The organism is Streptomyces mesophilus (assembly GCF_011044995.1).
Classification (GTDB): Bacteria; Actinomycetota; Actinomycetes; order Streptomycetales; family Streptomycetaceae; genus Streptomyces; species Streptomyces mesophilus.
The window spans coordinates 70,859-95,441 of the sequence record NZ_JAAKZW010000001.1 but is presented as its reverse complement, the minus strand read 5'-3'; the positions used below and the strand labels follow the sequence as shown (position 1 = coordinate 95,441).

At 70.3% G+C, this 24,583-nt stretch carries 16 protein-coding genes; 8 read left to right on the top strand and 8 right to left on the bottom strand.

The features are described 5' to 3' along the window. Positions 1 to 37: 37 nt before the first annotated feature. Together G6045_RS00370 and G6045_RS00365 are read right to left on the bottom strand one after the other, a co-directional pair. Entirely contained in the window at positions 38 to 1,228 is a 1,191-nt protein-coding gene (locus G6045_RS00370; RefSeq protein ID WP_165329670.1) for a TetR/AcrR family transcriptional regulator, read from the bottom strand. 42 nt (positions 1,229 to 1,270) lie between these two features. After that, positions 1,271 to 2,641: an MFS transporter gene (locus G6045_RS00365; protein ID WP_165329669.1), complete on the bottom strand. Its 1,371-nt coding sequence runs from the start codon at positions 2,639 to 2,641 to the stop codon at positions 1,271 to 1,273. 278 nt (positions 2,642 to 2,919) lie between these two features. Between G6045_RS00365 and G6045_RS00360 the strand changes: the two genes are divergently transcribed. After that, on the top strand, positions 2,920 to 4,467 hold the full coding sequence (locus G6045_RS00360; protein ID WP_165329668.1) for an acyl-CoA synthetase: 1,548 nt from the start codon (positions 2,920 to 2,922) through the stop codon (positions 4,465 to 4,467). Positions 4,468 to 4,540: 73 nt separating this feature from the next. Here the strand turns inward: G6045_RS00360 and G6045_RS00355 are convergent, their stop codons facing one another. Genes G6045_RS00355 through G6045_RS00345 form a run of 3 tightly spaced genes read right to left on the bottom strand, consistent with a single transcriptional unit; the run spans position 4,541 to position 7,970 of the window. After that, entirely contained in the window at positions 4,541 to 5,590 is a 1,050-nt protein-coding gene (locus G6045_RS00355; RefSeq protein WP_165329667.1) for an MBL fold metallo-hydrolase, read from the bottom strand. Beyond that, positions 5,587 to 6,816, bottom strand: a complete 1,230-nt coding sequence (locus G6045_RS42085) for a TetR/AcrR family transcriptional regulator (RefSeq protein WP_165329666.1) — start codon at positions 6,814 to 6,816, stop codon at positions 5,587 to 5,589. The genes G6045_RS00355 and G6045_RS42085 overlap by 4 nt, the downstream gene beginning before the upstream one ends. Beyond that, a complete protein-coding gene (locus G6045_RS00345; RefSeq protein WP_165329665.1) occupies positions 6,813 to 7,970 on the bottom strand; it encodes an acyl-CoA dehydrogenase family protein in 1,158 nt (385 codons plus the stop codon). The genes G6045_RS42085 and G6045_RS00345 overlap by 4 nt, the downstream gene beginning before the upstream one ends. Before the next feature lie 168 nt (positions 7,971 to 8,138). Here G6045_RS00345 and G6045_RS00340 point away from each other — a divergent pair, with 168 nt between their 5' ends. The 5 genes from G6045_RS00340 (at position 8,139) to G6045_RS00320 (ending at position 13,037) form a co-directional block, all read left to right on the top strand. Continuing rightward, the gene (locus G6045_RS00340) at positions 8,139 to 9,329 is read left to right on the top strand and encodes a lipid-transfer protein (RefSeq protein ID WP_165329664.1); all 1,191 of its coding nucleotides are present in this window, start codon (positions 8,139 to 8,141) and stop codon (positions 9,327 to 9,329) included. Further along, the gene (locus G6045_RS00335; protein WP_165329663.1) at positions 9,329 to 9,787 is read left to right on the top strand and encodes a MaoC family dehydratase N-terminal domain-containing protein; all 459 of its coding nucleotides are present in this window, start codon (positions 9,329 to 9,331) and stop codon (positions 9,785 to 9,787) included. Before G6045_RS00340 ends, G6045_RS00335 begins: the two co-directional genes overlap by 1 nt. Continuing rightward, the gene (locus G6045_RS00330) at positions 9,784 to 10,155 is read left to right on the top strand and encodes a MaoC/PaaZ C-terminal domain-containing protein (RefSeq protein ID WP_165329662.1); all 372 of its coding nucleotides are present in this window, start codon (positions 9,784 to 9,786) and stop codon (positions 10,153 to 10,155) included. The genes G6045_RS00335 and G6045_RS00330 overlap by 4 nt, the downstream gene beginning before the upstream one ends. Continuing rightward, on the top strand, positions 10,152 to 10,988 hold the full coding sequence (locus tag G6045_RS00325) for an SDR family NAD(P)-dependent oxidoreductase (protein WP_165329661.1): 837 nt from the start codon (positions 10,152 to 10,154) through the stop codon (positions 10,986 to 10,988). Before G6045_RS00330 ends, G6045_RS00325 begins: the two co-directional genes overlap by 4 nt. 117 nt (positions 10,989 to 11,105) lie before the next feature. After that, entirely contained in the window at positions 11,106 to 13,037 is a 1,932-nt protein-coding gene (locus G6045_RS00320) for an alkyl/aryl-sulfatase (RefSeq protein WP_165329660.1), read from the top strand. A gap of 12 nt (positions 13,038 to 13,049) precedes the next feature. On the opposite strand, the gene G6045_RS00315 is transcribed toward G6045_RS00320, so the two are convergent. Beyond that, a complete protein-coding gene (locus G6045_RS00315) occupies positions 13,050 to 13,406 on the bottom strand; it encodes a SpoIIAA family protein (protein WP_206343108.1) in 357 nt (118 codons plus the stop codon). Positions 13,407 to 13,567: 161 nt separating this feature from the next. On the opposite strand from G6045_RS00315, the gene G6045_RS00310 reads away from it, so the two are divergent. Next, positions 13,568 to 15,526 (top strand): thioester domain-containing protein, encoded by a 1,959-nt coding sequence (locus G6045_RS00310; RefSeq protein ID WP_165329659.1) that lies wholly within the window; start codon positions 13,568 to 13,570, stop codon positions 15,524 to 15,526. An 85-nt stretch (positions 15,527 to 15,611) separates the two neighbouring features. On the opposite strand, the gene G6045_RS00305 is transcribed toward G6045_RS00310, so the two are convergent. Beyond that, complete coding sequence (locus tag G6045_RS00305) at positions 15,612 to 19,343, bottom strand: S8 family serine peptidase (protein WP_165329658.1); 3,732 nt, start codon at positions 19,341 to 19,343, stop codon at positions 15,612 to 15,614. 304 nt (positions 19,344 to 19,647) lie between these two features. Between G6045_RS00305 and G6045_RS00300 the strand changes: the two genes are divergently transcribed. Then, positions 19,648 to 20,658: a helix-turn-helix domain-containing protein gene (locus G6045_RS00300; protein WP_165329657.1), complete on the top strand. Its 1,011-nt coding sequence runs from the start codon at positions 19,648 to 19,650 to the stop codon at positions 20,656 to 20,658. A 92-nt stretch (positions 20,659 to 20,750) separates the two neighbouring features. Here G6045_RS00300 and G6045_RS00295 read toward each other — a convergent pair whose 3' ends face one another. Further along, positions 20,751 to 24,464 (bottom strand): S8 family serine peptidase, encoded by a 3,714-nt coding sequence (locus G6045_RS00295; protein WP_165329656.1) that lies wholly within the window; start codon positions 24,462 to 24,464, stop codon positions 20,751 to 20,753. Positions 24,465 to 24,583 lie beyond the last annotated feature (119 nt).

The following is a 24,583-nucleotide window of genomic DNA, read 5'->3' as shown; positions in this document are numbered from 1 at the left end:
CAGAGTGCCGCGGCCGGTTTGCAGGTGTGGGGGCAGCTCAGGGGGAGGCGACGCCCAGGGTGGAGCGGGCGATGGCGACAAGCCGAGGTGCGGGGTCGGTGAACCGCTCCAGGAGCGGCAGCCTCGGCAGGATGTTCAGCATCGTGAAGGTGCTCTGTGCGATCACCCGCGCTTCGGCGGTGCCGAGCTCGGGCCGCGTCGCCGTCAGCAGCGCCACCCACTCCGAGACGAAATCGACCTGTGAACGGTGCAGCGCTTCCCGGTCCGCCTCGGGTAGGTGCGCGATGTCGCCGACCAGGACCAGGCCGGCCGCCCCCTTGTTCGCCACGGAACCGCGCGCGTGCGACTCGACGAGCCTGTCCAGGGCCTCGCCGGCGTCGCGGCTGCCGCGCAAGTCCCGTGCCAGACCGGCCCACTTGGCCTCCGACTCGCGGTGCAGCGCCGTCGCCAGGAGATCCGCCTTTCCGCTGAAGTGCGTGTACACGGCGGGCCGTGAGACGCCGGCCGCGGCACCGAGGTCCTCCATGCTGACGGCTTGGTAGCCGTGCGCGGCGAAGAGCGGGATCGCCGTGGAGATCAGCGCCTCGCGGCGGGAAGCGGGCCTGAGCCCCGCACCCACCTGAGTTGCCGCCTCCGTGGCCTCCGGGCCCGCGGGTGGGTCCGGCAGGGAGGTGTCGCAGGCGGCGCGGGCCGTGGACGCCAGCAGTTCGTCGAACCGGGGCCGGGGGAGTTCCACGTGGTGGTAGGAGGCGCCCGCGATGGTGGTGACCGCCGCCCAGGCCAGCAACGAGGTGTCGTCCGCGTCGAGTTCGGGCCGGACCGTACTGAGCGCACTCGCGACGGCTTCGGCGATATCCGCGTGCCGTCGCGTTACTTCCGCGCGGTCCTCAGGAGCGAGGTTGCGCGTCTCGCGGTCCCATACGCTCGCGTAGGCCCGGTGATCGAGAGTGAAGGACGACAATGCGGCCAGCACGGAGTCGAGACCGTCCGCGGACCGCGCGACATCCCGGACCTGTTCCGCGCTGTCCAGCATCGCCAGGCTGAGCAGTTCCTGCTTGCTGCGGAAGTGCCGGTAGAGGGCTCCGGCCGTGATGCCCACGGCCGTCGCGATGTCCTCCATGCCCGTGGCCTGGTAACCGGAGCGCCGGAAGCACTCCATGGCGGCGGCCAGGATCTGCGCCTTGCGGTCGCGCGGGCGTCGCGTGGAGCGGACGGTCTTGGTCGTCATCCGACTCATCCTAGGTGGGGGCGGCCCAGGCAACGCCGCCGGTCACCGCCCTTCTGGGCGTGTGCCCGGCGCGGGAAGCGCGGCCAGGCGCGCGGCGTCGCGTTCCGGGTGGCCGAAGCAGCCCACCGCGGCGGCGCCGCCGAGCTGGAGTACCGCCGCGACCAGGAACACCGTGGCATAACCCGCAGCGCCGTGCCCGCCGGCGTCGAGCAGCCACCCGGCGACCACCGGCGAGACCACGCCCGCAAGGGAATACACGCCGGTGTAGACCCCGATCACTCCGCCGCGCAGGCGGGCGGGCGCCAGTGTGCCGAACGACGTCAGCGCCAGCGGAAAGACGACCATGGCGACACTGAAGCCGACCGCGAGAAAGGCGATCCGGGCCGGACCGGCGGGTCCGTATGCGAGTCCGATGAGGCAGAGGCCCGACAGGGCGGCCGCCGCGGCCGCGACCCCGCTGTTCGCGACGCGTGCCGTTGCGCCCCGGCGGATCATCCACGGCACCAGAAACGCAGGCACCAGCAAGGAGAGTGCGGACAAGGCCCACGGCAGTGCGACGAGGCGCCCGGCCGCCGCCGTGTCGTGCCCGAGGACGTCCTCGATGTACGACGGCACGAAGGCCAGCAGAAGCGCACCGCTCCAGTAACCGGCGAACGCCACCACCGTGTTGGCGACGAACGTACGGCTCATCATGACCTGGCGATATCCCACCCGAGGGCTCGTGGATTCCTCGGTGACGGAAGGCGGGCAGGGGACTTCGCTCTTGGAGTCGCTGCCGCCACGGCCGAACACATACCACAGGGCCGCCCACACCACTCCGGCTGCCGCGACCGCGAGGAACGCGGACCGCCAGCCCTGCGCCGCTATCAACGCGCCGAGCAGTGGCGCCGCCGCAACGACGCCGAGCGGTGCTCCGGCAGTCAGCAACGCGGTCGGACGAGTGCGGGAGTCCGCCGGGAACCACTGGTACAGGGTGTGCGTGGCCACGGCGACGGACGGCCCCTCCGCCACCCCGAGGACGAGACGGCTGACCAGCAGCACGCCGAAGCCGGCGGCCGCCGCGATGGGCAGTTGGGCGAGTGACCACGTGAGGGCCATGAGTAGCAGGAACCACCTGCCGGGCACGCGGTCGGCGAGGAAGCCGCCCGCCACCGCGGCCACGTTGAACAGCAGGAAGAAGGCGCCGGCGATCATTCCGTACTCGGAGGCGGACAGACCGAGTTCCTTCGTCAGCGGTTTGGCCGCGAGGCCGAGCACCGCCTTGTCGGCGAAGTTGACGACCATGAAAGCGAACAGCAGGAACGCGATGAGCCACGCTTTGCGTCGCGTCGGACCGGCGGCAGGGGTGTCGGGCAGGGACGGTTCGGCGGGCGCGGATACGGGCGTGGGCAGGGGAGAACCACGGTCGGCCATGACGGCTCCTCAGTGTGGGTGACGCGGGTCACTTTGAGGTCGCCGCAAGGGCGATGTCAATGGTTGCGGACACTCTGATGTGAAGTGCGGGTACGAGATGTGGATGGCAGACACCTTGACGCGCCTGCTGATTCACCATGAAAGTAAATATGGAATTCAGCGGTCGAGGTGCAACGTGGTGCCGGTCCCGCGTTCTCCCTCCTGTGCGTGGTCACTCCGGCCGACGGGGTCGACCACGCTCGCGAGGCCTCCCTGCCCTCACCTCAAGGAGCGTCGCCGTGTATCTCACGCAGAGCCTGCACAGAGCCGTGCAGCACACCCCGGACGCGCTCGCCACCCTCTACGGCGAGCGCACCCGCACCCACCGCGAGAGCGTCGACCGCATCGCGCGGTTCGCCGGCGCGCTGCGGTCGTTCGGGATCGGTGACCAGGCGCGGGTCGGTCTGCTCGCTTTGAACTCCGACCGCTACCACGAGACGCTCTTCGCGACCTGGTGGGCGGGCGGCGCCGTCAACCCCGTCAACACCCGGTGGAGCTCCAAGGAGATCGCGTACTCGCTCCAGGAGTCGAACACCCGCGTGCTCGTCGTCGACGACACGTTCGTGCCGCTCGTGGACGAACTCCGCGCCCTGTGGGACGGCGTGCACACCGTCGTGCACTGCGGTGACGGGCCCACCCCGCCCGGGCTCCTCTCCTACGAGGAACTGGTCGCGGGACACGACCCGCTGGAGGACGAGCGGGCAGGTGGGGACCGGCTTGCCGGGATCTTCTACACCGGAGGGACCACGGGCTTCCCCAAGGGCGTCATGCTCAGCCACGCGAGCATGCTCACGTCGGCCTACTGCGGCCTCGCCACCACACGGACGGTGTCCCCGCGCGGGCGCACCCTGCACTGCGCCCCGCTGTTCCACCTCGCCGGGCTCGCCGTGTGGAACAACCAGAACGTGATGGGCGGCTCGCACATCTTCCTCCCGGCCTTCGAGCCGACGGCGGTGCTGACCGCGATCCAGGACCTGCGGCCCACCTCGCTGCTGCTCGTACCGGCGATGATCCAGATGCTGGTGGACCACCCCGCGGCCGGTGATCACGACCTCGACAGTGTGGAGTGGATGGGCTACGGCGCCTCACCGATCGCCGAGGCGCTGCTGCGCCGGGCGATGGCGCGCTTCCCCCGGGCGCAGTTCGCCCAGGGCTATGGCATGACTGAACTGTCACCCGTGGCAACCCACTTGGGTCCCGAGGACCATGCGCGGCCCGAACTGCTGCGGTCCGCGGGGCGTGCCGTGGCCGGTACCGAAGTCATGATCGTCGACCCCGAGGACCGGGAGGTGCCCCGGGGCGCGGTCGGGGAGATCGTGGTGCGCGGCGGCGGCATCATGCTCGGCTACTGGAACAGGCCCGAGGAGACGGCACAGACGCTGCGCGGCGGCTGGATGCACACCGGCGACGCCGGCTACATGAACGACGAGGGGTACATCTTCATCGTCGACCGCATCAAGGACATGATCGTGACGGGCGGCGAGAACGTGTTCTCCGCCGAGGTCGAGAACGCGCTCGCCCAGCATCCGGCGGTGGCGAGCTGTGCGGTCATCGGCGTGCCGGATCCCGAGTGGGGTGAGCGGGTGCACGCGGTCGTGGTGACGCAGCCGGGCGCCGAGGTCACCGCGGCCGAACTGCGGCTGCACTGCAAGGAGTTCATCGCAGGCTACAAGGCGCCGCGCACCGTCGACTTCTGCGACGCCCTGCCGCTGTCGCCCGCCGGGAAGATCCTCAAGCGCGAGCTGCGCAAGCCGTACTGGGAACAGGCGGAGCGCTCGGTGTCCTGAGGGGCCCGCGGTCCCCTGTGCACGAACGAAGGCCCGGCCGAACCGGCCGGGCCTTCGCGGTGCAGCAGGGAGATCACGCCGGTACGGCGCACCAGCGCACAGGCTCCTCCGGTCTCCGAACAGGCCGGGCCTCGCGCCGCGCTTCGAGCAGCCGCAGATGAGCAAGGGTCTCCCCGAGGGCGAAGCGCCGGCTCACCGGAGCGAAGCTCTCCCACGGGCGGGACCACGTCACCGCACGCGCCAGATCCCAGGCCGTGGCACCGGTCCCGGACGCCAGCAAGGCGGACAAATCGGCCAGCCGGTCGGCATGGTGACGGGCCATCACCTTGATGCGGTGGTCCAGGCCGCGGAAGCGGTACTCGTGAGCGGGCAGGACCTCGTCGACCGGCAGGTGTTCGAGACGTTCCAGTGAGACGAGGAACTGGCTCAGCGGATCGCCGGTGGTCGTCGGGTGGACGGCGACCTGCGGTGTGATGCGCGGCAGTACATGGTCCCCGGAGAACAGGGTTTCGCGGGCGGGATCGTAGAAGCATGAGTGCCCGGGGCTGTGGCCCGGGGTCCAGATCGTGGTGAGTTCGCGGCCGGGCAGCCGGATGACCTCGCCGTCCTCCAGGAGCACGTCCGGGCGGGGCTCGCGCAGGAGCCACGTCATGTCCAGCGCCGCCAGGATCAGGTCGGCGTCGTCCGGGGGTGTGCCGTGCTCGACCAGGTGGGCGCGGAGCAGCAGTCCGTGCTCCTCCGCGGTCCGGGGGCCGTCGTGCGGACGGGCGTCGAGGCGGTGCAGTCCCACCCAGGCGCCGGACGCTTCACGGATGCGCCCCGCGAGCCCGAGATGATCCGGGTGCTGATGCGTCACCAGGACGGCCCGTACGTCCCCGACCGCGTAACCGGCGGTGGCCAGACCGGAGTTGAGGGCGCCCCAGGAAGGCTCGTCGTCCCAGCCCGCGTCGATGAGCGCCACCCCGGCCCGGCATTCCAGCGCGTACACGAGGACGTAGCGCAGCGGGTTGTCCGGCAGTGGCAGCGGAATCGACCAGACCCCCTCGGACACCTTCTCCACCGGCGGCAGCGTGCCCGACTGCCAGGCCTGCCACTGCACTTGGCCGGTGATCTCGATCGTCATGACGGGCTCCTCCTGGGGGCTGTCGTGGTCGCAGTTGTGGCGCCGGTCCCGAGCAGGACGGAAAGGCCCAGCGTCGTCAGGACGTCGACGGGATCCGCGTGACGGCGCACCTCCGGGCGGCGGGACACCACGTTGACGAGCGTGAGCGACGCGTGGACGGCGACTCGGGCCGCGCACTCGTCGAGCTCCGGCCGGCACGCGCGCAGCAGGGCGACCCACTCGGCGACGTAGGCGAGCTGCGTGCGGTGTGCCGACTCCCGCTGCTCGTCCGGCAGCCGCGGCACCTCGCTCACCAGGAGTCCGGACAGCCCACGGGACGCCGTGGCCGATGCGGCGTAGGCGCGCAGGACGCGCTCCAGCGCCTCCGCGGCACTCGCGCTCTCGGCGAGCGCCCGGTTCAGCGCGTACCAGGCGGCCTCCGACTCACGCCGCAGGGTGGCCATCAGGAGATCGGCCTTGCTGTCGTAGTGCGCGTACACGGCGGCGCGCGACATGCCGACCGCACGGGCGACGTCCTCCAGACCGACCCCGTCGAACCCATGCGCGCTGAAGAGGGGGAGCGCCGCGGCGAGCAGGGCTTCGTGTCGGGTGCTCGGCAATATCCCGGCCACTGGGACGGGCAGGCCCGGCGCGGACGGCGGGCGCCGCACATCGGTGCGGCACACGGCGGCCGCGGCGCTGACCAGCAGCTCGTCGAAGCGCGGCCGGGTGAGTGTCGTGTGGTGGTACGAAGGGCTGGCCAGCACGGCGAGGCAGGCCCAGGCGACCAGACCGAGGTCGCGGCCCGACGCCCGCTCGCCCTCCGCCGCCCGCAGCGCGGCCGTCACCCCATGGGCCGCCTGAGCGTGTCCTCGCTCCACCTCGCTCCGGTCCGTGTCCGACAGATGCCGCGCCTCGCGCTCCCACAGCACCGTCGTGCCGCGCCGGTCCAGCGTGAAGTGGGCGGCCGCTTCAAGGAGGTGAGGCAGATCGGTCGCTGTGCCGAGCTCGGTCAGCAGCTCGTCGAGACCGTGCGCCAGTGCCCGCCCGAGGAGCTCCCGCTTGCCGGGGAAGTGCCGGTACAGGGCTCCGGCCGTGACGCCTGCCGCAGCCGCGATGTCCTCCATGCCCGTGGCCGCGTAGCCGTGGCGGTGGAACAGTTCCATCGCCACGGCGAGGATCCGCGCCTTGCGGTCGCGCGGCCGGGACCGCTCCCCGGCGGTACGAGCGGACCCGGCGGGGCTCACAGGCCCAGCGACTTGGCGATGACGGTCTTCTGGACCTCGTTCGTGCCGCCGTAGATGCGCGAGACACGGGTGTCCGCGTACAGGCGGGCGATCGGGTACTCCAGCATGTAGCCGTAACCACCGTGCAGCTGCAGGCACTTGTCGATGACGCGGCCGGCGACCTCGGTGCCGAACACCTTCAGCTTCGACGCGTCGGCCGGCGTCAGATCGTCCTCGTCGTACAGGTCCATGGCGCGGTCCACCATCGCCTGCAGTGCCTCGACCTCGGCAGCGCACTCGGCGAGCACGAACTTGGTGTTCTGGAACGAGGCGACCGGCTTGCCGAAGACCTGGCGCTCCTTGACGTAGTCGAGGGCGAAGCGGATCGCGGCGGTGGCGGTCGACGCGGCGTTGATGCCGATGACGAGACGCTCCTTGACGAGGTTCTCCGAAAGGTAGGAGAAGGCCTGCCCCTCCTTGCCGAGCAGGTCGCCGACGGGCACCTTGACGTCGCTGAAGGAGAGCTCCGCCGTGTCGGACGTGCGCATGCCGATCTTGTCGAGCTTGCGGCCGACGGCGTACCCCTCGGCTTGGGCGTCGACGACGAGGATCGACAGACCATGGCGACGGTTGTCGGCGGGGGCGGGGGAGGTACGGCACACGACGAGCACCCGGTCGGCCTGGACGCCGCCGGTGATGAACGTCTTGGCGCCGTTGAGGACGTAGTGGGTGCCGTCCGCCGACAGTTCGGCGCGCGTGCTCATCCCGGCCAGGTCCGAACCGGTGCCCGGCTCGGTCATCGCGATGGCGTACATCGCCTCGCCACTGATGAAGTCGGGCATCCACCGGTGCAGCTGCTCCTCGGTGGCGTAGCGCAGCAGGTATCCGAGGCAGAGGCCGACGTGGACGCCGGAGCTGCCGAAGGTGACGGCCGCGCGAGCCGTCTCCTCCGAGATCACGGCCTCGTACTTGATGCTCGTCTCGCCGGCGCCGCCGTACTCGACGGGCACGGAGATCCCGTAGATGCCCAGCTCGCCGAGCTTGCGGTAGAGGTCGCGCGGCGCCAGGCCGGCCTTCTCCCACTCCGGGAACTCGGGCGTCACCTCCTTGGCGATGAAGTCACGGACCGTCTCGCGGAACGCTTCGTGGTCCTCGTTGAACACGGATCGGCGCATGGATACCTCACAGGTACTCGCAGTAGCAGGTATGTAAACCCTACGTCTGACACTGGCTCCATGTGAACCATTGACTTCTAGGGTCTTGATGATGAAAGTAAATGGCGCGTCGTGTCGGGCGGAAGTTGTCCCCGCCATCGACGAACCATCGCCCTTGGGAGGCATCACATGAGCGCCACAGTGCATGTGGCCGGGGTCGGCATGATCCCGTTCAGCAAACCGGGCCAGAGCGACCCGTACGACGTGATGGGTGAGCGCGCCGCCCGCGCCGCGCTCCAGGACGCCGGAATCGGCTACGAGCAGGTCCAGCAGGCGTACGTCGGTTACGTCTTCGGTGATTCGACCAGCGGTCAGGCTGCCCTGTACGGGCTCGGGCAGACCGGCATCCCCGTCGTCAACGTCAACAACAACTGTGCGAGCGGCTCCTCCGCCCTGTGGCTCGCCCGCCAGGCCGTCGCGAGCGGCGCCGCCGAGTGCGTGCTGGTCCTCGGTTTCGAGCAGATGCAGCGCGGCGCCCTCGGTGGCAACAAGCTCGAGGACCGGCCGCCGGCCATGGCCCGCAGTCTGAAGGTGACCCGGGACATTCAGGGCTGGGTCGATGACGCGCCCTCGGCCGCCCAGCTGTTCGGCGGCGCCGGCCAGGCGTACATGGACAAGTACGGCATCACCAACGAGGTCTTCGCGAAGATCGCCGTCAAGTCGCGGCGGCACGCGGCGAACAATCCGTACGCCGTCTTCCGTGACCCGATCACCGAGGAGCAGGTGCTCGGCTCGCCGCACCAGTACGGGCCGCTGACCCGGCTCATGTGCTGCCCGCCTACCTGCGGCGCCGCCGCCGCGATCATCGTCAGCGAGGACTTCGCGCGCCGCCACGGTCTGGACACGCAAGTCCGCATCAAGGCGCAGGCGTTGACCACCGACTACGCCTCGACGTTCGACTCGGGCGACATGATGCGCGTCGTCGGCTACGACATGACCCGGGAAGCCGCCCGCCAGGTGTACGAGGCGGCCGGCGTCGGCCCCGAGGACCTCAAGGTCGTCGAGCTGCACGACTGCTTCACCAGCAACGAACTCCTGACGTACGAGTCGCTCGGCCTCACCCCCGAGGGCACCGCCGAAAAGTTCGTCCTCGGCGGCGACAACACCTACGGCGGCCGCGTCGTCGTCAATCCGTCCGGCGGTCTGATGTCCAAGGGGCACCCGCTGGGCGCCACCGGACTCGCCCAATGCGCCGAACTGGTCTGGCAGTTGCGCGGCCAGGCCGACGCCCGGCAGGTCGAGGGCGTGAACCTCGCCCTCCAGCACAACCTCGGACTCGGCGGCGCCTGCGTCGTCACGCTCTACGAAAAGGTCTCCTGATGCCCATCGACCCCCAAGTCATCGGCACCGAACTGCCGGAGTTCACCGTCGACGTGGAGCGCGGACGCCTGCGCTTCTTCGCCAAGGCCATCGGCGAGAGCAACCCCGTCTGCGCGGACGTGGACGCCGCCAAGGCCGCCGGGCACCGTGATCTGCCGGTGCCGCCCACCTTCTTCTTCTGCCTGGAGATGGAGCGCCCCGCGGACCACCCGAGCCTCGTCGAGCTGCTCAGCATCGACATCCGCCACGTCCTCCACGGCGAACAGGGCTTCACCTACCACGCACCCGTCCACGCCGGGGACCGGCTGACCTTCCGCACGAAGATCACGGATGTGTACAGCAAGAAGGGCGGCGCACTGGAGTTCGTCGTCCGCTCCACCGAGGTCATCCGGGGCGGCGAACTCGTCGCCGAACTCCACAACAGCCTCGTCGTGCGCAACCCGGAGGCCGCCAAGTGAAGCTCAAGCTCCCCAAGATCACCCGTACCACCCTGGCCCTGTACGCGGGCGCGTCCGGTGACCACAACCCGATGCACATCGACCTCGACGTCGCCAAGTCGGCCGGGATGGACGACGTGTTCGCCCACGGCATGCTCTCCATGGCCTACCTCGGGCGCCTGCTGACCGCCAACGTGCCGCAGGAACGCATCCGTTCGTACAGCGTCCGCTTCACGTCCATCACCCCCCTGTACGCCGAGCCGACCGCCACGGCCCAGGTCACAAAGGTCGAGGACGGGCTCACCCACCTCGACCTGACCATGGAGCTCGCGGACGGCACGGTCACCCTGCGCGGCACCGCCGTCATCGAAGGAGAACTCGCGGCATGAGCAGCAACACCAGCACCAAGTTGGCGGGCAAGACCGCCATCGTCTCCGGCTCGGGCCGCGGCATCGGCCGAGAGATCGCCCTGAAGTTCGCCGCTGAGGGCGCCCGCGTCGTCGTCAACGACCTCGACCCGGAGCCCGCCGAGCAGACTGTCGCCGACATCAAGGCGGCGGGCGGCGAGGCCGTCGCGTGCGTCGGCAGCGTCACCGACGAGGACTTCGCCGACCGCTTCGTGAACACCGCGCTCGAGACCTTCGGCGGACTCGACATCATCGTCAACAATGCGGGCTACACCTGGGACTCGGTTATCCAGAAGATGACCGACGAACAGTGGGACGCCATCCTCGACGTGCACCTGAAGGCGCCGTTCCGCATCCTGCGTGCCGCCCAGCCGCACATCTCGCGGATGGCGAAGGCCGAGAAGGCGCGCGGCGAGTCCGTGCACCGCAAGGTCGTCAACATCTCCTCGGGCGCAGGCCTGAAGGGCAACGTCGGCCAGGCCAACTACTCCTCGGCCAAGGCGGCCATCGTCGGCCTGACCAAGACCCTCGCCAAGGAGTGGGGCCGTTACAACGTCAACGTGAACGCGGTCGCGTACGGCCTGATCCGTACACGCCTCACCGAGGCACCGGCCGGTGGTGAGGCCAGCATCGACATCCAGGGGCGCAAGCTGCCCGTGGGCGTCAACCCGGACCTGCTCGCGCAGTTGGAGCGGGGCATCCCGCTCGGTCGTGCGGGCACCCCGGAGGAGGCGGCCGGCGCCGTCTACATGTTCTGCCTGCCCGAGGCCAACTACGTGAGTGGTCAGGTCATCACCTGCGGAGGGGGCTACTAGCGGGCAGGCGAGCGAGGTGGCGGGGTTGCCGATTCCCCCGACGGCGGCCCCGTCACCCGCGTAAGACCTCACACCCGAATTGTCCCGCCCGCCCTGGATCGCGACGAGAGGCTGCTCATGACCGCCGGCCGTAAGCCCGCAAGCGAGTTCACCCAGGCGGCCAACGCCGCCGTCCTCGACCACCTGGACTTCGACGACGAACGCGATTTCGCCGACATGACCCGCGGCCTTATCGCGCCGCTCCCGGACGGCGGCGTCATCCGTGACACCCGCGGCGAGGCCGTCTTCGACAGCACGGTCTTCGACTATGTCGACGGCCCGGCCCCGGACACCGTCAACCCGAGCCTGTGGCGCCAGTCCCGCATCATCAAGCACGCCGGACTGTTCCAGGTCTGCGACCGCATCTACCAGGTCCGCAACCACGACATCGCCAACGTCACCATCGTCGAGGGCGACGGCGGGTTGGTCATCGTGGACGTCGGCACCACCACCGAATGCACCCGGGCCGCGATGGAGTTGTACTACGCCCATCGCCCGCAGCGCCTCCCGGTCGTCGCGGTGATCTATACCCACCCGCACCTGGACCACTACGGCGGCATCCTCGCCGTCACCACCCCCGAGGACGTGGCCGCGGGCAAGGTCACGATCGTGGCGCCGGGCGACTTCGACCGGTACGCCATCGGCGAGAACGTCATCTGCGGCAACGTGATGTCCCGCCGCGCCGCCCACGCGTTCGGCAGTCTTCTGCCCCCGCACGCGCAGGGATTCGTCAGCGACGGCATAGGCATCCGCGGCGGCGGCGGCCGCAGCGGCTACATCCCGCCGACCGACCTGATCAGGAGCACGGGGGAGGAACGCGTCCTCGCGGGTCTGACCTTCCAGTTCCAGATGGCGCCGGACACCGAGGCCCCCGAGGAGATGCACCTCTACATCCCCGAACTGAGGGCCCTCAGCTGCGCCGAGAACGCCAACCACTCGCTGCACAATATCCAGACCCTGCGCGGCGCCCGCACCCGCGACGCCGCCAACTTCGCCCGCTACCTCGACGAGGCGATCGAGCTGTGGGGCGCCGACGCCGAGGTGCATTTCGGCCCGCACACCTGGCCCGTGTGGGGCAACGAGAACGTCACCGAATTCCTCGCCTCGCAGCGCGACACGTACAAGTACCTCCACGACCAGACCCTGCGCCTGGCCAACCACGGCCTCACCCCGATCGAGATCGCCGAGTCCGTCGAACTGCCCGCCGAGCTCGGCCGCGCCTGGTGGAACCGCGGCTACCACGGCACCGTCCACCACAACGTGCGCGCCGTGTACGCCAAGGAACTCGGCTTCTACGACGGCAACCCCATGCACCTCTTCCCGCTGCCCGACGGGGAGTTGGGCCGCCGCTACGTCGACGCGATCGGCGGCACCGACCGGGTCGTGGCCCTGGCCCGCGAAGCGGTCGAGGCGGGCGAGTACCGCTGGGCGGCCGAACTCGCGGGACGCGCCGTGTACGCGGAGCCCGGCAACGCGCAGGCCCGCCAGGTCCAGGCCGACGCCTACGAACAACTCGGCTACCAGGCCGAGGGCCCGCAGTGGCGGAACATCTTCCTCACAGCCGCCCAGGAACTGCGCGAGGGCCCGCCCCCGCGGCGCCCGTTCAGTTCAGGCGGCAAGGGAACGATCGCCGCACTGTCCGTGGACCGACTTCTGGACTTCGTCGCCGTACGCCTCAACGGCCCCCAGGCCGCCGACGTCAATCTAGCCATCGACCTCGACGTCCGCGGCGCCCCGACCCCGTACTCGCTGAAGGTCGCCCGAGGAGTCCTCAACCACTGGCGCCGCCCGAGCACGGACCCCGACCTCACGCTGGCACTTGATCGGCTCACGCTGATCGATGCCCTGTTCCGGCCGGCGGCGTTCGACGAAGCGCTCGCCGCCGGCCGGATCGAGGCCAAGGGTGACGTGGCGGCGTTCCACCGCCTGGTGAGGCTGCTCGACCGCTTCACCCCGGTGTTCGACCTTCTCGGCCCGCACGCCGACCCGGACGCGCCAGTGACTGCGTGATCGTCGAGGTGGTCAGCCCGCCACCCAGGCGGCTGCCGCCTCGCGTTCGGCGAGAGGGAAGACCTTGGTCTCGCCGGGGGTCATCCAGCCGAAGAGAGAGGTGAGGTGCTTCATCCACTCGATGTCGGTCACGAGCGCGATCCGCTTCCAGGAGCCCAGATGCTCGGTGCCGACCTTGAGGTCCTGCCACACGGCTCCGCTCGACATGCCGTCGAAGTCGCGTACGACGAGCAGGAAGCGGACCTCGCCCGCCTCCGCGGCGTCAACGATCGCGGGTACGACCACGTCGCGGTAGTCGTCGGCGGAGATCTCGCCGCTCGCCTCGAACCCGACGACTCCGGCGGGCAGGCCGTCCAAAGTGCTGATCATGATGTCTCCTCGTTCGCCTCGTGCGCCGACTCTCCGGCGCGGCTGTACGGGTGCGGACAGGCGACGGGCAAAGCGTGTCGCCCGGGTCGCGGTCTCCCCTGTCCGATAGATAGCAGATAGTCAGGTTTCTTTCCCTTTGACTGTCTCCTGGGGGCTGCTCCATGCCGCGGACGCCGCGATGCCGTCTTGGCGCCACTTTCCTGTCCGCGGGGCTCGCCCTCGCGTTCCTCGTCGGTTGGGCAATGGCGATGCTGCCCAAGGCCGTCGCCGACGAGGTGCCGCCGACGGCGCCGTTCGCGGCGGTGCAGTACGGCACGAACGGCTGTATCGAAGTCGGCGCACGCGACACCCAGCCCAAGCCGTACGCCGCTTCCGACGACTACGACCCGGCCGACCACGCCTACCCGGACTTCGGTTACGACCCCGCGAGCCTCGGCTTCACCCGTACCAGCGGCACGAACTCTTGCCGCTACAACTTCCGCGACTCCACCGGCACCACCGTGATCGGATCCGCGTACTGCGTGGAGTGGGGCGCGGGGCAGCGGACGGGCACCGGCTACGACCCGGAACCGGCCGGTGGCATCCGGAACGCGGGTTACGTGCAGCGGATCCTGGAGAACTACTGGCCCGCGACGAACGAGCCCGCCGTACCGTCCACGAGCGCGAAGGCCGCCAACCGGGAGCGTTCCGGCACGGTCGCCATGGCGATCCACTACTTCACCGACGGCATCGTGCTGCCGCCCGACTACCAGTCGGCGGCCCTCTACGAGGTCGTCAAGAAGATCGTCACCGATGTGCTGGCCGCCGGACCCGCCCCTGCCCCGGCCGATCCGACCCCCACCATCGAAGGCCCCGACGGCGGCGACACCGGCACCCTTATCGGCCCGTACACCATCGGAGCGAATGCCACCGGGCCGCTCACCGTCACCGTCGACAACGCCACGGCCTACACCGACGCCGCCGGCACGCAGCCCTTCACCAGCGGCGAGACCCTCGCCCCCGGGGCGCAGCTCTGGCTCCGCTCCGACACACCGGGAGCCGCCCGGATCATGGTGACCGGACCCGTCACCGCACCCCTCGGGACCCGCATGGATGGCGATCCGGCGTACAAGGTGCAGTCGATGACAACCACGGGCTCGCTGCCTCTACAGGGCAAGTCGGCCCGCACGATCGACATCGCGGCTGCAGACCCGCCCCGCTTGGCCAGCGAGGTCTCCGCCACCACACTCACCGCCGGGCAGCCCGTCACCGACACGTTCGCCGTATCCGGGCTCACCGGACCCGCGACACTCGCCATCACGCTGTTCGGACCGCTGCCCGCGGTGAACGACTCCTGCTCCACGGTCGACTGGTCCGGCACGCCACCCGTCGCGCGCCGCTACGCGCCCGTGGCGTTGACCGGGTCCGGCCGCACGACCACGCCGGAGCAGACGATCGATGAGCCGGGGTGCTACTCGTTCGGCGCCACATTGGACCCGGCCGTCGGCGACGACGTGTCGCATGCCCCCGGCGACCCTCTGGAGACGTTCCTGGCGCGGCCTCGATACGTGCCTCCGGTGCTCTCTGTGACCACGCGGGCCTCAGCCGCCAAGGTTCAGGTGGGTGGCAGCGTGCGCGACCGGATCACCGTGACCGGGCTGCCCGACGGCCGCACGCTCACCGCCACCGTCTCCCTCTACGGGCCGCTCACGCCCGCTGCCGACGGCACCTGCACCGGCCTTGACTGGTCGGCCCCAGGGATTCCCGTGGCCAAGCGCCTTCCGCCGCTCGTCATCCGCTCGAACTCCACCTACGCCACCGGCCTCGTGACCCTCGACAAGCCCGGCTGCTACAGCTTCGACGCCGAAGCCACCCATGACGCCCTGACCGGCGGAGAGGTACCGGTGGGGCACGGCCTCGGGCTGCCGGCGGAGACTGTGCTCGTGACCGCGGCACCGAGCCCCAGCCCGTCGCCCACACCCAAGCCGTCGCCGACTCCTGACCCGCGTCCTTCCCTCCCGGACACCGGTGACGACCGGCCGCTCGGCGCACTCGCCGTGGCTGCGTTCTGCTGTCTGGCGCTCGGGGTGCTTCTGGTGGCGGGGCAGCGTAGGTGGACCAACGGCCACCGTCGGGCGTAGACACCTGCGCTGCTTCGTGGCACGTGACAGGAGAGAAGGGAACGGCCGTGCGCCCCGAGGAGCGCACGGCCGGGACCGGACCGGATCAGCGCACGTGGACGGCGTGCATCACGGTCTGATCGATGGTGCTGCCCGCGGAGTTCTCGCCGTGGATCCGCAGAGAGATGCCCTTGGCGCCCTCGGGGGCGTGCACCATCGTCGTGACAGCGCTGCCATCCACGGCTGCCGGGAGCGTCCGCCACGTGGCACCGTCGTCGTACGAGACATCGACACTCGCCTCGACCAGTGCGGCCCGCGAACCGTCTGGGTCGCGGAATGCGACCTCCAGTTCGTGGTCCTCGCCGCCGGTGACCCCGGACCGGAGATCGACGTCGGCCAGGTCGTAGTCCGCCTGGAGCAGCGGCAGTTGCTTCCTCTCTTCGCCGGGGACGTGCTCCGAGGAGAACGTCCAGGCGGTGTGCTGTTCGGTGCTGACCGACCACCACATGTTGCTTCGTTTGGTGTCCAGCTCGAAGCGGTAGCGGGATGGTTCGGGAGCGACTCCCTTGATCACGACCCAGGCGTGCGGCCCGGATCCGATCAGGGTGCCGTTCCGGTAGGCGCGGAACTGGCTGTAGTCCCCGTCCGCGTTGCGCCCGCCGTACTCGGTGAAGCCGGATCGGCCGTCCGCGTACTTCGGGATGGCGACGACCATGTCGTCCTTGGTGCGGTACGGCTGACTGCCGGTCGCCGGATCGGTGTTGCTCGCGCTGGTCGCGGAGTGCAGGACAGGACGGAACCAGTGCTGTGTGGTCCGCTCACCGGGCTGGTACCTGACCGGTGTCGAGTCGGTGGTCTGGGCCGACAACCAGCCCGATATGAGCATGGAACGGCTCCAGATCGTGTCCGCGGCCTGCAGATAGGCGCGCTGGGTTGAGCCCAGGTGCGTCTCGCCGGCCAGGCCGGTGGCCCATCCGGTGACGGTGCTCTGCCCCGCCCAGGCGGCCTGGCTGTAGAGCTCGGTGTCGGAATTCGGCGCCGGGGAATACTGCTGCAGGCGGACCTCGGCGAACTCCGACTGTTGGGCCGTGTAGGTCTGGTCGGCGGAGATGGCGCCCTTGCGGCCGGCGACCAGCTGGTACGAGTAGGACGAGGTGCGTTCACCGGTGAGCCGGATTCTGACCGTCTGGTCGGCGGCGGCCGCAGCCACCGCGTCACCCTCGCTCTTGGGCACACTGAAACCGGGAATGCCGGTCTTCTGGACACCCAGCGCTTTCAGGGTGTCGGATGCGCCGACGAACATGACCCCGGACGCTCCCGCGGACACGAGGCGTCGGACGACCGTGTTGAGGTCCTCCGTTCCGGTCCGGATCAGGGCGAGTTTTCCGGTGACGTCGTGCGCGCCGAGGTCCGCGACGGATCCGGTTTTGGCGTCCACGACGGTGAGGGTGCGGTTTCCGTCGAAGCGGAGCGTCCCGTGGATGCTCTGAGTAGTCAGCTCCCGCTTCCCCGTGGGCAGTTCGGCCAGCGCGGAGACCGGACGGGACCGCAGTGCATGGGTGACAGTGGAGGTGATCTCCCCGTCCTGGGCGGGCTCGCTGGGCATGAGGTACTGGGCGCCGGGCCCCGCGGCCAGGATGTCCGCCACCCCGATGCTCTGCTCGGCCGACTGCCGGGTCACGACGACGGACACACCTGCCGCCTCTGTCGGCTGCGGCGCTTTCGCCTTGATCAGGGCCGCCTTGCGTCCGTCCACGGCCACCGTGACGCCGCGGTCGGTGACGGTGACGTCGGGCACCATGAAAGTCACGGAGCTCCCGTCCTTGCCGAACAGATGCCCGGAGACGGAGTAGCGGCCGGCCCTCACCTGGGCGCTGCCCGTTCCGTCGGGCCGCGTCGACAGTTTCACCGGCGGTTTGTTGGAGCGCAGGTCGTAGTAGTGCGCCGAGATGGCCATGGGCGCGCTGCCGTCCGGCATCGTCGGCCGGAAGTCCAGCTTGTACGTCGGCAGGTCGCGTGCGAGCGCGACGGTCGCATGCGCGGTGACCCCGCCGCCGGTGGCGGAGATCGTGCCCGTGTACGTGCCGCCGGTGGCCGCGACGTCAGGGTCGACGGTGACAGCGACCTGCTGGCTGTCGCCTGCGGGAAGGGTGATGCTGTCGCTGCCGAGGCTCAGCGCCCCCGGGATCTCCGGCCCGTCGCCGTCACGGCTGAACGCCGTGGTGAGGCCGAGGGTGACGGCCTCGTCGCCCAGGTTGTGGAAGGTGACGGTTCGAGTGACCGGGTCGGCCGTGGTGCCCTGTGCGTAGCGGCCGAAGGAGGCGTTGGTGGCCGAGACAGTCGCGCTCAGGGCGGAAGGCAGGTCGACGCGGCCGGAGCCCTCGGCGAAGGCGCCGTCGGGCAGCACCTTGGCACTCGACATCAGTGCGCCCTTGATGTCGGCCGCGCTCCAGTCGGGGTGCTGCTGGGAGAGGATCGCCGCGGCGCCCGCGACGTGCGGCGTGGCCATCGAGGTGCCGCTGGCCGCCGTGTAGTGCTCGTTGACAGGGCTGCCCATGGAGGTGCCGGCGGCCCGGGCCGCGACGATGTTCACACCGGGGGCGGCGATGTCGGGCTTCAGCATGTTGTCGCCCGCGCGCGGACCCCGGCTGGAGAACGAGGCGATCTTGTCCTGCCGGTCCACGGCGGCGACGGTGAGCGCGGCGTCGGCGGAACCGGGCGAGCCGATGGTGGTGGCGTCCGGCCCGGTGTTGCCGGCCGCGATGACGAACAGGGCGCCCGTCTCGGCCGTCAGGGCGTTGGCGGCGAGACTGGTCGGGTCGCTCCCATTGTCCGGAGACGCCTTGCCGAGGCTCATGCTGACGACTTTGGCGCCGCTGCGAGCGGCCCACTCCATACCGGCGATGACGCCCGAGTCCGTGCCCGAACCGTTGTCGCCCAGGACCTTGCCCACAAGGAGCTTCGCCCCGGGAGCCACTCCCTTGTTCTTCCCGTCGGACGCGGCCCCGGAGCCGCCGACGGTGGAGGCGACATGGGTGCCGTGGCCGTGCCGGTCCACGGCATCGGCGGACGTGGAGAAGTTCCTGACCTCGCCGAGGCGGCCGGCCAGGTCCGGGTGCGTGGCGTCCACGCCGGTGTCCAGTACGGCCACCTTCACACCCGCGCCGTCATATCCCGCCGCCCAGGCGGTGGGTGCACCGATCTGCGGAACGCTCCGGTCGAGCAGAGCGGTGACCTTGCCGTCGAGCCAGACCTTCCGGGTGCCGTCGGCCAGCTTCCGCGCCGTCGCACCGTCCTTGCCCGACCGCAGTCCCGCCCAAAAGCGCTGCGCCTTCCCGGGTTTGACCCGCGCGGCGACGGCCCGGATGCCGGGCAGTCGCCTCGTCTGCTCGGCGCCCGTCGGCGCGGCCGCCTTCGCGTCGTACCCCTGCACGATCAGCGGCAGGGCGGCGCCGTCCGCGTAGCCCTGGTCGATGAGATCGCCGACTTCGAACAGCCGCGGGTCCAGAACTCCAGCGTCGAGCAGCGGGCGGGCTTCGAGCGGTACGACGGTGATGTCCTTGCCGTGCTGCAGAATCTGCGCCGACGCCGAGGGGTTGTCGGAGTCGGGGTAGAACGTGGCATGGCGTTGTCCGCCGCGTTGGGTGACCACCACGGTGTCACCGGTGATCAGTCGCACGGTGTGACTGTTCCCGGCCACCGCCGAGGGCTTCACGGCTTGCAGGACCGGGTCATCGGCCGCCGGTGACGCACCGGCGGGGGAGAGGACTCCCGCGACCATGATCGCCGCCAGGGCGGCCACGGCCGGAACCGATGCCCGTATCAGGGGTCTTCGCATGAGTGAGGTGCTCCTTGTCATCGGGCTCGGACCTCGAGCCCGACCGGGAGCATTCCTTCGGCACACGTGGAGTACACGGGTGTCCGTGGCGACCTCGTGCCAGGTGTCACGAAGGCGCCAGCGCCTTCGTGACGCAAGTCGGCAACCACCGCATACGGTCCCATCGTTGACCCGCGCCGCACGCGTCCGCTCTGCCGGTCCGGGCGCCCGCCGGAGGGGGCGCTCGTGGTAATTCACGGGTAACAGCCGGTGCCTAACGTCCCCGCGGAACACTGGAATTTCGGCAGGTGAGCGAGGTGCGGAGATGGGTCGCGCGACACATCAGGGCGGGAGGACGGCCCCGTCCACGCTCGCGTCGCTGGGTGTGAACGCGGAAGCGGAACGGCTCTACCGCCACCTGCTGCGCAACGGTCCCGTGTCCCCGAGGGAGCTTGCGACGGCCCTGGGCCAGTCGCCCGCCGAGGTGAGGGAACACGCCGAGAGCCTGGCCGCCCGCCAGTTGGTGAGCCGCACGGCGGGCGTACCCGAGCGGTGGGCCGCCGCGGCTCCTGAGGTGGCGGTGGAGCGGCTGATCGGGTACCGGCAGGGCGAGTTGTCCCGGGCTCGTGCCGGCCTGACCGATCTCATCGCCGAATACCGTGCCGGGCACCGGCCCGGTGAGGCCCCCGGTCCGGTCGAGGTGCTCGAGGGCTCGGAGGTGTGCCGTCGCCGCTATGCCCAGGCCGTCGCGAACACCACGCGGGAACTGCTGGTCCTGAGCCGGCCGCCGTTCCTCATCGGCGAAGGCGTCACGGTGGACGTCCTCGGCGTCCTCGACCGCAACGTCCACTGTCGTTCGGTGTACGACCGCCTCGCCCTCGAACTGCCCGGCTCCCTCAAGGACATCACCACCTACCAGGCGGCCGGCGAGCAGGTACGTGTCCTGGACGCGCTGCCCGTGAAAGTGCTCATCTCGGACCGGACCACCGCGCTGCTCCCCGGCGGGGACGACCGCCCCGGGCAGTGGCTGGCGGTGACCGGCGGCTCCCTGGTGGCGGGCCTGGTGTCCTTGTTCGAGCTGCTGTGGGAACGAAGCGTCCCGCTCACGTCCGCGGACGGAAGTCCCGGAGTGGACGACACCGGACTGCCCGCGCTCGACATCCAGTTGCTCGGTCTGCTCTTCGCCGGGCTGACGGACGCGGCGATCGCCCGTCAACTCGAAACCAGCGTCCGAACCGTGCAGCGTCGGCTGACCCGCCTGATGGCACGCGCGGGTGTCGACAACCGGGCTCAGCTCGCCTGGCAGGCCGCGCGGGGCGGGTGGCTCACTCCATAGACGTACTGACTGCAGGGCACCGGAGATGTCACATGTGAGGGCCGGCGACCGCCGATGCGGTCGCCGGCCCTCACGCTCGTGCGATGACGTTCTCAGGCCGTGACGCGTACGGCGTCGATCACCGTCTGCTCGATGGTGCTGCCCGCGGCGTTCTCGCCCTTCACACGCAACGATACGGAGTGGGCGCCCCGAGGAGCTCGCAGGTGGACGGTAGCGGCCCGTGCCGTCGTCTCCGCGTTCGGGCGCTGCCAGGTCTTGCCGCCGTCGTAGGAGACCTCGACAGACGACTTCGTCAGCGGTGAGTCGGTTCCGTCCGCATTGCGGAAGGACACCGTGAGCTTACGGTCCACCAACGGCGCTACGGAGCTGTCGAGTTGCACTCCGGCGAGGTCGTAGTCGGTGTGGAGCAGCGGCAGTGTGTGCCACTCGACGTCGGCCGGCTTCGCGGAGTTGAAGGTCCATGCCGTGTGTGTTTCGGTGCTCGCCTGCCACCAGGGCTGCGTGCGCTTCGCGTCGAGCTCGAAGCGGTATCGGGCCGACTGCGCCGGCAGGCCGGTGATCGACGCATACGGGTAGGGGGCGGTACCGACGAGTTCGCCGTCGCGATAGACACGGAACTCGTCCACGTCGCCCGGCGCCTGGGAGCTGCCCTCGTAGAAGTGCCCGTCCGGCGATGCCCAGACGGGGATCTGGACCATCATCTCCTGATCGTTGCGCGAAGGCGTCATGCCCGTTCCGGGGGCGTGGACATCGACGGGAGACGTCGGACGCTGAACCGGCTTGAACCACTCCTCGGTGACCGTCTTCCCGGGTGCGTACGGCCGCACCATGGACGTCATGGTGGCGCCGTTGCCCGGCAGGACGACGCGCTGCCACTTGGTGCCCTCGGCGTTCACATAGACGTGCTGCGTCGTGCCGAACGACATGGGCGCGAACGAGCCGGTGCCGCGTTGCGTGAGGTCGCTGACGCCCAGCCAGCCGTCCTGACTGTTGACGATGTCCGTGGGGTTCGCCGCGGGGGAGTAGTTCTTCACCGCGATGTCGGCGAACTGGTCCTCGTCCGGCGCGAAGGTCTGGTCGGCGGGGATGCCGTCCACCTCGCCGCGCACGAGACCGTAGAGGTACGACGGGTTCGCCTCGCCGGTGAGCTTGACGTTCACGGACGCCTTGGCGAGAGCCGCCGCGAGCAGGTCGCCGCTGCTCTTCGGGACGCCGAAGACGGGCAGGGTGCTGGGGACCGCGCCGGGCAAGCGCTCGTCGACGGTGTTGACGTACATGATCGCCGCGGCGCCGGCCTCGGTCAGCCGGGCCACCACGAGGTACATCTCGGCCGTGGTGGCCCGGCGGACCATCACCAGCTTGCCCTTGACGTCGGCGGCGGCGATCTCGGCCGCGGATCCGTTGCCGGCGTCCACAGCCGCCAGATGACGGGTTCCGTCGAAGCGGCCGGAGAAGGAGTACGACTCGGCCTTCAAGTCCATCAGGGTGTCGGGGAGTTGGGCCTTGGCGACGATCGGCGGGCTCTGCAGCGTCCAGTTGACGTTCATCCCGAAGGTGCCGTCCTTGGGCTTTGCGCTGGGCAACGCCCACTCATGGCCGCCCGCGCGGCCAAGTGTGTAGGTGGACGAGGCGCCGGTGGACTGTGTAGCGGATTTGCGGCCGACCGACAGGGTGAGACTGCGCAGTTCGCTGCGCCGCGGGGTGCGGGCCTCGATGGGGCGGGCGTCGCGGCCGTCGACGGAGAGGGAGACGTCCTGCTCGTCGACCTCGATGTCGGGCAGCCCGAAAGTGACGAAGTCGCTGTCCTTACGCAGGTGACCGAAGACCGTGTACCGGCCGGGCTTGACGCGGGCCGTGGCCACACCGTCGGCGCCCAGCCGCAGCGACATCGGCGGCCCGGAGTCCTTCAGGTCGCGAAGCGTGATCGTGCTGGCGGAGGTCGCAGGACTGCCGTCGGGCATCAACGCCTTGAACTTGAGCTGCCTGGTGGGCTGTTCGCGGTTCAGAGCCACGGTCGCGTGTGCGGTGACACCGTCGCCGGACGCGGTGATGGTGCCGGTGTACGTGCCGGCGGCCGTGGCATGGTCGGGCGTCACGGTGACGTCCACGTCCGCGCTGCCACCCGCGGGGAGGGTCAGGGTGTCCGCGCCGAGAGTGAGCGCGCCGGGGGCAACCGCCCCGCCGTCGAGCTTGAGATCCGCCGCCAGGGAGAGGGTCCGCTGACGGTCGGCGGTGTTGTGGAAGGTGACTTTGCGGGTCATCGGAGCCGTGGAGCCGCTTGCCGGGATGCTGCCGAACGACGCGTTTGTGGCCCACACGGTCGCGCCGAGGGACGCTGGGACGTCCACGCGTCCCGAGCCCTCGGCGAATGCGCCACCGCTGAGGACCTTCGCGCTCGCCATCAGTGCACCCTTGAGCTCGGGAGCCTTCCAATCGGGGTGCGCCTCGGCGAGGATCGCGGCGGCCCCGGCGACATGCGGGGTCGCCATCGACGTTCCGCTGGCCGTGGTGTACGACTCGTTGACGGGTTTGCCCATGGCGGTGCCGGCCGCACGGGCCGCGACGATGTCCACGCCCGGCGCGGCGATGTCAGGCTTGAGCGCATTGTCCCCGAGTCGAGGACCTCGGCTGGAGAACGAGGCGAGACCGTCCTGCTTGTCGACGGCGGCGACGGTCAGTGCGGCGTCGGCCGACCCGGGCGATCCGATCGTGGGGGCACCGGGGCCCGTGTTGCCGGCGGCGATCACGAACAACGTGCCGGTGTCCGCGGTGAGTTGGTTCACGGCCTCGCTGAGAGGGTCCGTGCCGTCGGACGCGGCGCTGCTGCCGAGGCTCATGCTGACGACCTTGGCACCGCTGCGCGCGGCCCAGTCCATGCCGGCGAGCACCCACGAATCGGCGCCGGAACCCTGATCGTTGAGGACCTTCCCGACGAGCAGCTCGGCGCCGGGCGCGACGCCCTTGCTCTTCCCTCCGGAGGCGGCACCCGAGCCCGCGACGGTGGAGGCGACGTGGGTGCCGTGGCCGTGGTGGTCGACCGCGTCCTCCGTGTCGGTGAAGTTGCGGGCCTCGCCGACCCGTTCGGTCAGATCGGGATGCGTCCGGTCCACTCCGGTGTCGAGCACAGCGACCTTGACGCCGCTGCCGTCCTTGCCGGCCGCCCACGCCTCGGGGGCGCCGATCTGCGGCACGCTGTCGGCGAGGGTGGCCTTCACCTTGCCGTCCAGCCACACCTTCTCGATGCCGGAGGCGAGCTTCCTGCTCGAAGCGCCCTGCTTCGAAGACCGCAGTCCGGACCAGAACACGCCGGTGCGGCCGGGCGCGACGTGCGTGGCGGCCGACTTCAGTGCACGCAACTCGCGGACCTTGCCTGCTCCCGACGGCAGCGTCACGTCCGCGCGCTCACCGCGCACGATCAGCGGCAGGTCGGCGCCGTCGGCGTAGCCCTGGGCTATCAGGCCGTCGATGTCGAAGAGGCGGGGATCCAGTGCGCCGGAGTCGAGCAGCGCGCGCACCTCGTCGGGAACCACGGTGATCTGCGAACCGGTCTGGTCGATGCGGGCGATGCCCGTGGGGCTGTCGCCGTCGGGCTGGAAGGACACGGTCTGTGCGGCGCCGGTGCCGGAGACGACGACGGTGTCGCCGGTGATGAGACGGACCGTGTGGACGGCCGCGGCGGTCAGCGGGCGCAGGGCCGTCACCTGGGGCTGCGACGGTGCGTCTGCGCCGAGGGCGGCGGGCGCGGTGCCGGCCATCAGCGCGGCGAGCGCGACGACTGTCGACGCCGCGGACATGTGTCGGTGCATGAGCGAGTTGTCTCCTGTACGGAAAGAAGGCCGGAGGCCGCGCACCCCCACAGCGCGCGGCCTCCGGCGGCCTGCGAACGGACCGCTCGCGGCGGCGCATCGGCGATGTCCTGCCTGCC

What these genes read in the sequence shown, in the direction of transcription:
- G6045_RS00370 (WP_165329670.1), bottom strand. Translation starts at nt 1,228, where the DNA reads ATGACGACCAAGACCGTCCGCTCCACGCGACGCCCGCGCGACCGCAAG.
- G6045_RS00365 (WP_165329669.1), bottom strand. Translation starts at nt 2,641, where the DNA reads ATGGCCGACCGTGGTTCTCCCCTGCCCACGCCCGTATCCGCGCCCGCC.
- G6045_RS00355 (WP_165329667.1), bottom strand. Translation starts at nt 5,590, where the DNA reads ATGACGATCGAGATCACCGGCCAAGTGCAGTGGCAGGCCTGGCAGTCG.
- G6045_RS00345 (WP_165329665.1), bottom strand. Translation starts at nt 7,970, where the DNA reads ATGCGCCGATCCGTGTTCAACGAGGACCACGAAGCGTTCCGCGAGACG.
- G6045_RS00340 (WP_165329664.1), top strand. Translation starts at nt 8,139, where the DNA reads ATGAGCGCCACAGTGCATGTGGCCGGGGTCGGCATGATCCCGTTCAGC.
- G6045_RS00335 (WP_165329663.1), top strand. Translation starts at nt 9,329, where the DNA reads ATGCCCATCGACCCCCAAGTCATCGGCACCGAACTGCCGGAGTTCACC.
- G6045_RS00325 (WP_165329661.1), top strand. Translation starts at nt 10,152, where the DNA reads ATGAGCAGCAACACCAGCACCAAGTTGGCGGGCAAGACCGCCATCGTC.
- G6045_RS00320 (WP_165329660.1), top strand. Translation starts at nt 11,106, where the DNA reads ATGACCGCCGGCCGTAAGCCCGCAAGCGAGTTCACCCAGGCGGCCAAC.
- G6045_RS00315 (WP_206343108.1), bottom strand. Translation starts at nt 13,406, where the DNA reads ATGATCAGCACTTTGGACGGCCTGCCCGCCGGAGTCGTCGGGTTCGAG.
- G6045_RS00310 (WP_165329659.1), top strand. Translation starts at nt 13,568, where the DNA reads ATGCCGCGGACGCCGCGATGCCGTCTTGGCGCCACTTTCCTGTCCGCG.
- G6045_RS00305 (WP_165329658.1), bottom strand. Translation starts at nt 19,343, where the DNA reads ATGCGAAGACCCCTGATACGGGCATCGGTTCCGGCCGTGGCCGCCCTG.
- G6045_RS00300 (WP_165329657.1), top strand. Translation starts at nt 19,648, where the DNA reads ATGGGTCGCGCGACACATCAGGGCGGGAGGACGGCCCCGTCCACGCTC.
- G6045_RS00295 (WP_165329656.1), bottom strand. Translation starts at nt 24,464, where the DNA reads ATGCACCGACACATGTCCGCGGCGTCGACAGTCGTCGCGCTCGCCGCG.